The sequence below is a fragment of the Streptomyces sp. NPDC058401 genome (genome assembly GCF_042722885.1).
GTDB lineage: Bacteria > Actinomycetota > Actinomycetes > Streptomycetales > Streptomycetaceae > Streptomyces.
This window is the reverse complement of record NZ_JBHXKA010000083.1, coordinates 3,639-10,340: the sequence shown is the minus strand read 5'-3', so window position 1 is coordinate 10,340 and position 6,702 is coordinate 3,639. Positions and strand designations below refer to the sequence as shown.

Sequence of the window (6,702 nt, the reverse complement as noted above, 5' to 3'; positions counted from 1 at the left end):
CGACCGGACCGGGTGGCCCGCAGTGATCAGGGGCCACCAGGAGCAGTACCGCAGTTAACGCAGTGGCAGTACCTGCAAGTGCAGTTCTCGTAGGTTGCAGTACCCAGCAGTGAAGTCAGTGAGCAGCACCTTGGTGAAAGCGTCGAGTGCAGGCGCGGCCACCAGGAAGTTCGGCAGTGGGGTTCCAAGCCAGAGCAGACGCAGGACGGGCGACGGGGCTGGCTGCCGAAACGTGGCGCTGGGGCAGGCCACGAGCAGTACAAGCGGTTCGCAGTACGCACTACCAGCGGTAAGCAGCATCAGCAGTACGCAGTCCCCCGCTTGGCAAGTAGTTGATCACCGAGGGAAGAACGGAGGAGCTTGGCGCCATCAGGATCGCCCGGGCCGGCAGGTTGAAGCCCGGGTACCGCAGGACATCGTCAGTGAGGTGGTCTCCGGTCAAGCAACCGCGATCCCCGCAACCCGATCACGCATGAGTCGGGTCTGCGGAAACAGAAGGCCGGCGCAGTATCAGGGCCGGCAGATGGTGTAGCAGTTCCTTCGGGGCCCTGGTGCCATAGGCACCAGGGCCCCTCCACGCGTTCCGGAAAGAGGTTCAATGACAGCAGACGACTCGTTCGGCCGTCTCGACGACGACGACTACCCCGCCTACACCATGGGCCGGGCCGCCGCGATGCTCGGCACCACCCAAGGTTTCCTCCGCGCCCTGGGCGAGGCTCGCCTCATCACCCCGCTCCGCTCGGACGGCGGACACCGCCGCTACTCCCGCTACCAGCTGCGCATCGCCGCCCGCGCCCGCGAACTCGTCGACCACGGAACCCCGATCGACTCCGCCTGCCGGATCATCATCCTGGAAGACCAGCTCGAAGAAGCCCAGCGCATCAACACCGAGTACCGCCGAGCCGGCGCATCCTCGGCTGCATCGACCTCGGCCTGAGATGATCGCGCCCGTCGGCATCGGCGGGCTCCCGGTCGGGTGGCGTTACGGGCGGTAGACCTTGCCGGGCTCGGGGTGGGCCGGTGCGAGGAGTTGGGAGACCGTCACGAAGGTGTACCCGCGATGGTGGAGTTCGGTGATGAGGTCGGGGACGGCGGGGATGGTTCCGGCGTAGCGCTCGTGGAGCAGGATGATTCCGTCCCGTCGGGTCTGGTCGAGGACGCGCTTCTTGATGAGTGCGGTATCGGTGGTCTGGTAGTCCTTCGCGGTGACGCTCCACAGGATCTGGGCGAGCCCGAGTTCCTTCATCACCTTCGACACCTCGTCGTCGGTGGCACCGCCCGGGGGCCGCATGAGGGTGGGCGCGCGGCCCGTCGCCTTCTCTATGTCGTGCTGCACCGGTTCGATCTCGGCGCGTATCTCGTCCGGGGTGAGTTCGGTGAGGTTCTCGTGCGACCAGGTGTGGTTCGCCATCTCGTGTCCCTCGTCGGCCATGCGGCGCACGGTGTCGGGATAGGTGTCGGTGTGGCCTTTCCCCTGAAGGAAGAACGTCGCCGGGACGTTCTCCCGCTTCAGGACGTCGAGGAGGGCGGGTGTCGGCTTGCTCGGGCCGCCGTCGAAGGTGAGCGCCACGCACTTGGCGACCTTGCAGTCCACCAGGCCAGAAGCGCGCTGCGCGCCGGCAGGGGCCGCGTGGTTGCGGGCGGAGGCCGGGGAGACGACGCCGGTCAGGCTGCTGCAGGCGGTCAGGGTGGTGAGCAGCAGCGCGGCCGCTGCAGTGACGATTCGGCGGTGGGTGAGGTGCATGGGAGTGCGCTTTCTGAATTCCGCGGGCGGGGAGGGCGGGGCACGAGCCGACTCGTGCCCGTCCGGTACCGCGACGCTGTCGCGTCAGAGCCCCGGGCATGGGGCAGGGAGCTGGCGGCGCGCTTCCGGAAGTGAGGAAGACCGTTCGACGGGGGTGGTCTCGTCGGGGCCGGGGTCAGCTTGCGAGAGCGGACCTGAAGATGCCCTAAAGATCCCAAAGATCATCTTTAGAAAGTGGGGCAAAGGCCATGTAAGCCTTGGGCCCATGAACGACATCCTGGTCGTCGAGGACGATCCCCAGCTCGGCCCGGCCCTGCGCCGTGGCCTGGCTGCCGAGGGTTACCGCGTCGAACTCATCAGCAATGGGACACACGGATTGGAACGGGCTCTGGCCGGCGATCACGCGGTGATCGTGCTGGACATCATGCTTCCCGGCCTGAACGGGTACCGGATCTGCTCCGCCCTGCGCGCAGCGGGTGTGGACACGCCCGTGCTGATGCTCACCGCGAAGGACGGTGACTACGACGAGGCGGAGGGCCTGGACACCGGCGCCGACGACTACCTCGTCAAGCCGTTCTCCTCCGTCGTCCTCCTCGCCCGGCTGCGCGCCCTGCTGCGCCGGGGCCGTACGGCAACCGACAGGGGGTCCGTGCTGCGCGCCGGTGACCTGTGGGTGGATCTCGCCGCCCGCCGCGCGGGCCGCGGCAGTTGCGAGCTCGCTCTGACCCCGACGGAGCTGGCGATCCTCACCTGTCTGATGCACACACCGGACCAGGTGGTGTCGAAGGAGGCGATCCTCGACGAGGTGTGGGACCCGGCCTATGCCGGCGGGACCGCCATCGTGGAGGTCTACATCTCCGCGTTGCGCAAGAAGGTCGACACCCCGTTCGGGACGCACAGCATCGACACTGTTCGCGGTCACGGCTACCGCCTGGACGCCCGACAGGAGCGCCGTGATGTCTGACCGTCGGCGTCTTACGCGTGCCCTTCGGATGCCTGCCCTTGTGCGGCGCCTGCCCGCCCAGGTCCGTACCGCGCTCGTGGCCGGCCTCGCCGCTCTCGTCCTGTGCGGCGGCGGCGCGGCCTGGCTCTACCAGCACGTCTACGAGGAGGTCTACCGCACGTCCGAGCAGCGCGGCACCGAACTGTCCCTGCAGCTGGCCGACCAAGCGGCCGCCGGCAAGCGTGACATCAGCGACGACCTGTTCGGCTGGCCTGTCATCCAGATCGACCGGACAGGCCGCGTCGTCACCACTTCTGGAGGAGCCCTCGACTTCACGGGTGTGCAGGCGCTGCTCCCCCCGCCGCCCGCGGACCCGGCTACCGGACGGACGGTCGGCTGGCCCGAGAAGGGCACCGTTCACACCGGGGGCGTCGAGGAACACGACCGAGCCCGCTTCCACCGGCCCGACGGCAGCCCGCAACCGGGCCCCTTCGACATGTCCGGCGAGGGCAAGGACCAACTCGCCCACCGGCAGGCCCACGAGCTCTCCCACAGCACCATGACCGTCTACGCCACGGCGCTCAAAACCCCCGCGGGCACGTGCGAGCACCCCACCGAGCCCGACGGATCCTGCCGGTCCACCCTCTACGTCCTGACCCCGCCCTACAACGCCGACCAGGCCGCCGACGCGCTCGAGACTCCGCTGACAGCCGGCGTACCCGCCGCCGCGCTCTTGGTCGCCGCGACGGCCTGGGCCGCCACGCGGCGCTCGCTGCGACCGGTCGAAGCGATCCGCCGCGAAGTCTCCGAGATCACCGACACCAGCCTCGACCGCCGAGTACCGGTCCCCGAGGGCCGCGACCCCATCCGCTCCCTCGCCCAGACGACCAACTCCACCCTCGACCACCTTGAGGACGCCGTCGACCGGCAGACCCGCTTCGTCTCCGACGCCGCCCACGAACTGCGCTCCCCCCTCGCAGCCCTGCACTACCAGCTCGAAACCGCCCTCGACCACCCCGACCGCATCGACTCCACCGAAACCCTCCAGGACGCCCTCACCGCCACCCGGCGCATCCACCGGCTCACCGAGGACCTCCTCCTGCTCGCTCGCCCCGAGCACCCCACCACCCATTCACTGATCGACCTCGCGGGACTCAGCCGCGAACTCGTCCACGAATACCAACACCTGAACCATCCCGTCACCCTGAACACCGCACCCGACCAGGCACCGGTGCGCGGTGACGGCCTCCAGCTCCACCGACTGTTGCGCAACGTCCTCGACAACGCCGTACGGCACGCGCGCAGCGAGGTCGTCCTCGACGTCACCGACGACAGCCGTACGTGCACGCTCACCGTCCACAACGACGGCACCGCCCTCACCTCCGACGAATGCGAGTGGGTCTTCGAACGCTTCACCCGCCTGGATGAGGCCCGCACCCGAGACACCGGCGGCAGCGGCCTCGGCCTCGCCATCGCCCGAGACATCGCAACCCGCCACCGGGGCACCCTCAGCGCGCACCCCACCGACCCGGGCCCCGGCACCACCTTCACCCTCCGCATCCCCGCCGCACCCGACGCGGGGCAACCGGGATGACGGCCCCTGACCAGCAACCTGGCAGCGGCACCCAGAAGGCGACGCCGGGGGCCGGCCCCCGGCGTGCCGATGCCCGCCGCACGCAGGAGGCGCCGTAGTCGCCCCTTGGCAGTCACACCTGGGTCGGGCCGGTGGAGGTCACTGGGCGAGCCGGCGCCACTTCGGCGCATGCACGGCGTCCCGGACAAGCCAGGCGAACAGGAAGGTGTGGGTGACGACCACGCAAATGAGCCGGCAAGCATCGATACGCGTCGCGCTCAGTAGGCGGCGAGGAAGACGGCGATGTAGTGCGCGGTGAAGGCTGCCACGGTCAGGGCGTGGAAGACCTCGTGGTAGCCGAACCAGCGGGGTGAGGGGTCGGGGCGCCGGAGGGCGTACACGACGGCGCCCGCGCTGTAGAGCAGCCCGCCCGTCACGATCAGGGTGAGTACGGCCGCGCCGCCGCTGTGCAGGAAGTCGGGCAGGTAGCGCACCGGTGCCCAGCCCAGGGCGAGGTAGCAGGGTGTGTACAGCCAGCGGGGCGCGCCGATCCACAGGACGCGGAAGGCGATGCCTGCCAGAGCACCCGTCCACACGATCCACAGGAGGACGGACCGCTGGTCAGGTGCGAGGAGGAGCACGGCCAGCGGGGTGCAGGTGCCGGCGATGATCAGGAAGATGTTGGCGTGGTCGAGGCGGCGCAGGACGGCCTCGCCGAGCGGTCCCCAGGTGCCGAGGTGGTAGACGGCGCTCGTCCCGAACAGCAGCCAGGCGGTGACCGCGTACACGGTGCAGGCCACCGTGGCCTGCGGGGTTCCTGCCAGGCAGATGAGGACGATACCGGCGGCCAGGGACGCGGGGACCATGCCGGCGTGGAGCCAGCCCCGTAGCTTCGGCTTGATCGGCTCCACCAGATCGGCCGCTCGCCCGAACAGGTCGGCGGGAGGCTCGGAGCTCACGCTTCCTCCATCCGTCGGTGCGGAGGCAACATGGCCGGCTCCGGCGTCGTCCTGGGGCACTGCTTCCCGTCCTGATACGTGCTGCTGGGCATCACTGGCAACCATGACTCCATGCTAGGAGCCGGTCCGGAGCGGCATGGCCCGAGGTGGGCTCCAGCCTCCGGCGCGGCATCGCCGGGCGCGGCCGGTTCGACCGCCTCTTGGTTGCCGTCCTGGCAGTCTTCCTCCAACTGGGGCTGTGGAACTCGTGTAATCCGGCGGGCCAGGGGAACGATCTGGGCTTCCGAACGGGCCTCTCCGCTCTCCTACGTCCAAGGACCGCCGATGCTTCCCGAGTTCCGCTCCCACGCGTCCGCCCCCCTCTCCCATCAGCTGGAACAGCGGCTGGGGCTGGACCCCCGCCTCGAAGCCGGCCACATCGACGTGGAGCGCGTCGCGGACATCGCCGTCGTCGCATCGGCCCACTCCGACGGATACGTGGCCACCGCACACCTCCTCGGTCTCCTGGCCGCGCTCCCCGCCCCCACCGCGTCCGGAGAGCACTTCTGGTCGGAACTGTGGAGGTCCTCGGGCTCCCTCTACCTGCTGCCCGCCAACATCAAAGCGTGCGTGCTGAGTTCGCTGGCGGGAGAAGGCACCGGCCTGGCCGGCCAGATCCTCTCGGCCTTCGACGAGATGACCCCGCCCCAGCGCATCGCAGCCGGAGAGGTCATCGGCCAGGCACTCGCCGAGTCCGACCACCTCCCCGACCTCAAAACCCAGGTCATCGGCGAACTGTGGCTCCGCGACCTCGAACTCACCGCCTGGCGCGTCCTGCACGCGGACCACAAGTCAGCCGATCCGTCCAGGCGGAAGGCCTTCTTCGAAGCGTGGACGAGCGTCTGACCTGCAACGTCACCCGTGCGCGCGTGCGCGGACGGGGCGGCACCAGCCGTCACGCGCAGGACGCGGCACCATGGAAAAGGCCCCCAGCCGATCTTGGCTGGGGGCCTTTGACATCTTCGGGCGCGGTCTGGGCCGTGCCCGCCGACGGGGTTACGGGAGCTGTACGGCGTTCCAGTCCCAGCTCTTGACGGGGACCTTGTAGCTGCTGGTGAAGGGCTGGATGAGGCCGGCGGTGTTGGCGAGGCCGGTGTACATGGTGATGCTGGTGTCCGCGTTGCGGTACATCATGCCCATGTCGGTGCGGCCGTCACCGTTGTAGTCGCCCGCGGTGAGCTTCATGGACTTGGGGTCCCAGCTCTTGGCGGGGACGCTGTAGCCGCCGGTGAATCCGCCGAATCCGCCGTCGGCCTTGGCGAGGGAGCTGCGGAAGGTGATCGAGGTGTCGGCGTTGTAGGTGGTGACGAGGGCGTCGGCGCGGCCGTCGCCGTTCAGGTCACCGGACCGGATCTCGACGGTGTTCCAGTCCCAGGTGTTGGCGGGGACGGTTTGGCTGCTGGTGAAGGGCTGGATGAGGCCGGCGGTGTCGGCGAGGCCGGTG

7 protein-coding genes are annotated in these 6,702 nt (G+C 69.3%); 4 read left to right on the top strand and 3 right to left on the bottom strand.

Going from position 1 to position 6,702, the window contains the following annotated elements; all coding sequences use genetic code 11:
• The first annotated feature begins 598 nt into the window (after positions 1–598).
• Positions 599–937 carry a MerR family transcriptional regulator gene (locus ACFWNV_RS26515; RefSeq protein ID WP_383951844.1) on the top strand — a complete coding sequence of 113 codons (339 nt, stop codon included), beginning with the start codon at positions 599–601 and terminating at the stop codon, positions 935–937.
• A gap of 45 nt (positions 938–982) precedes the next feature.
• On the opposite strand, the gene ACFWNV_RS26510 is transcribed toward ACFWNV_RS26515, so the two are convergent.
• Positions 983–1,744 carry a polysaccharide deacetylase family protein gene (locus ACFWNV_RS26510; protein WP_383951842.1) on the bottom strand — a complete coding sequence of 254 codons (762 nt, stop codon included), beginning with the start codon at positions 1,742–1,744 and terminating at the stop codon, positions 983–985.
• Positions 1,745–2,009: 265 nt separating this feature from the next.
• Here ACFWNV_RS26510 and ACFWNV_RS26505 point away from each other — a divergent pair, with 265 nt between their 5' ends.
• Both ACFWNV_RS26505 and ACFWNV_RS26500 read left to right on the top strand, forming a co-directional pair.
• Entirely contained in the window at positions 2,010–2,708 is a 699-nt protein-coding gene (locus ACFWNV_RS26505) for a response regulator transcription factor (protein WP_383951840.1), read from the top strand.
• A gap of 28 nt (positions 2,709–2,736) precedes the next feature.
• Complete coding sequence (locus tag ACFWNV_RS26500) at positions 2,737–4,281, top strand: sensor histidine kinase (protein WP_383951838.1); 1,545 nt, start codon at positions 2,737–2,739, stop codon at positions 4,279–4,281.
• Positions 4,282–4,538: 257 nt separating this feature from the next.
• Here the strand turns inward: ACFWNV_RS26500 and ACFWNV_RS26495 are convergent, their stop codons facing one another.
• A complete protein-coding gene (locus ACFWNV_RS26495; protein ID WP_383951836.1) occupies positions 4,539–5,324 on the bottom strand; it encodes a hemolysin III family protein in 786 nt (261 codons plus the stop codon).
• 219 nt (positions 5,325–5,543) lie between these two features.
• On the opposite strand from ACFWNV_RS26495, the gene ACFWNV_RS26490 reads away from it, so the two are divergent.
• Positions 5,544–6,104 carry a hypothetical protein gene (locus tag ACFWNV_RS26490; RefSeq protein WP_383951834.1) on the top strand — a complete coding sequence of 187 codons (561 nt, stop codon included), beginning with the start codon at positions 5,544–5,546 and terminating at the stop codon, positions 6,102–6,104.
• Between the two features lie 150 nt (positions 6,105–6,254).
• On the opposite strand, the gene ACFWNV_RS26485 is transcribed toward ACFWNV_RS26490, so the two are convergent.
• Positions 6,255–6,702, bottom strand: a 448-nt coding sequence (locus ACFWNV_RS26485) for an FG-GAP repeat domain-containing protein (protein WP_383951832.1), incomplete at its 5' end; no start/stop codon positions are given.